The following is a 1205-nucleotide window of genomic DNA, read 5'->3' as shown; positions in this document are numbered from 1 at the left end:
TCCGGTAGAGGACCGGCTCGTCGGTCTCGTAGGTGATGTCGACCTGCTTCGGCTCGACCAGCTTGTCGGTCATGCAGCCCTCCTGTCGCCCGGCGGGTCGCCGGCAAAGACGCTCTTGCGCTGGCCATGAGGGTCGAGCGTGGCGATGATGGCAAGCTGTTCCGGTGTGGGAGGCGGCGTCGTACCTGGCGTTCCTTCGACGACGATATCGAAACCGGTCGCGGCTTGCACCTGCTCGACGCTGATGCCGGGGTGCAGCGACACCAGCCGGATCGCATGGTCGGGGCCGCCGAAGTCCATCACGCAGAGGTCGGTGACGATCAGGCGGAGGTCGAGACCGAGCGGCTTGCGCCCGTCCAGCCAGCGCGCGCGGTTGTAGCCGGCGCTGCACACGAAATCGACTTCGCCCTCGACGAAGGCACGGCGGTTGTGGCTGGGGAAGAAGTAGCTGTTCTGGTGGTGAACACTGTTCCCCGGAAAGCCGCGCGCGCCGAGCATCTGCGCCTTCGGCTTCGTATGCGAACCGACCACGCTGATGTTGGTCTGGCCGAAGCGGTCGATCTGCACGGGCGCGACGAAGGCGTGGCGCTTGCCGCCCCATAGATTGTCGAAGGTGCGCGCATAGGGCGCCCAGCCTTCGGGCTTCATCTTGTAGACGCCGCGCGGCCCGACCGGGACCGGCTCCTCGACGAAGCTGTTCTCGCCGTCGGTCATCATCAGCGCCGGGTTGATGCTGAGCTTGGCGAGGCTGGCGGCAAGGCGCGGCAGCAGGGTGATGCCGGTCGCGAGCACTTCGCCGTCATGGCGCCAGGCTTCGGCGGCGGCGACGATGCAGAGGTCGGCAAGGCTATAGGTGTCGGTCATCGCCCGCCTCCTCAGTAGATCGCCGGCGCGAGCGCGCGGACGTGATCGGCGCCGCCGACGGCGTCGAGATAGGCCTCGGGCGAGACCTCGACATAGCGGGTGCGATAGTCGGGCCAGGCGTCGCCGACCGAGCCGGAATAGGTCTTCAGATGCGCCAGATCGATGCCGTAATCGAAGCCGCCGCCGGTGGGATGCGCGCCATAGGGGGCGTGCACCACCTGCGTGACGATGCTGCGCTCGAAGGGCTGGAAGCGGAAGTTTTCGGGGAAGCCGAGGCCTTCGGTGTCGACGATCTGCTCCGCCTGCACGATCACCTTGTCGGCGGCACGCGCCATCAGCTC

The 1205-nt window shown here is 67.2% G+C and carries 1 protein-coding gene and 1 pseudogene; both read right to left on the bottom strand.

The annotated features are described in order from the left end of the window. Positions 1 to 69 precede the first annotated feature (69 nt). Positions 70 to 864, bottom strand: coding sequence for a CoA-transferase subunit beta (locus ACFOMD_RS18370; protein ID WP_380864278.1), 795 nt, complete (start codon positions 862 to 864; stop codon positions 70 to 72). 11 nt (positions 865 to 875) lie between these two features. Then, positions 876 to 1205: pseudogene (locus tag ACFOMD_RS18365) on the bottom strand (acyl CoA--acetate/3-ketoacid CoA transferase subunit alpha); the annotation flags it as partial.

Source organism: Sphingoaurantiacus capsulatus, from assembly GCF_042648405.1.
Lineage (GTDB): Bacteria > Pseudomonadota > Alphaproteobacteria > Sphingomonadales > Sphingomonadaceae > Sphingoaurantiacus > Sphingoaurantiacus capsulatus.
The sequence above is the reverse complement of the archived record's forward strand: the minus strand, read 5'-3'. Positions and strand labels throughout refer to the sequence as shown.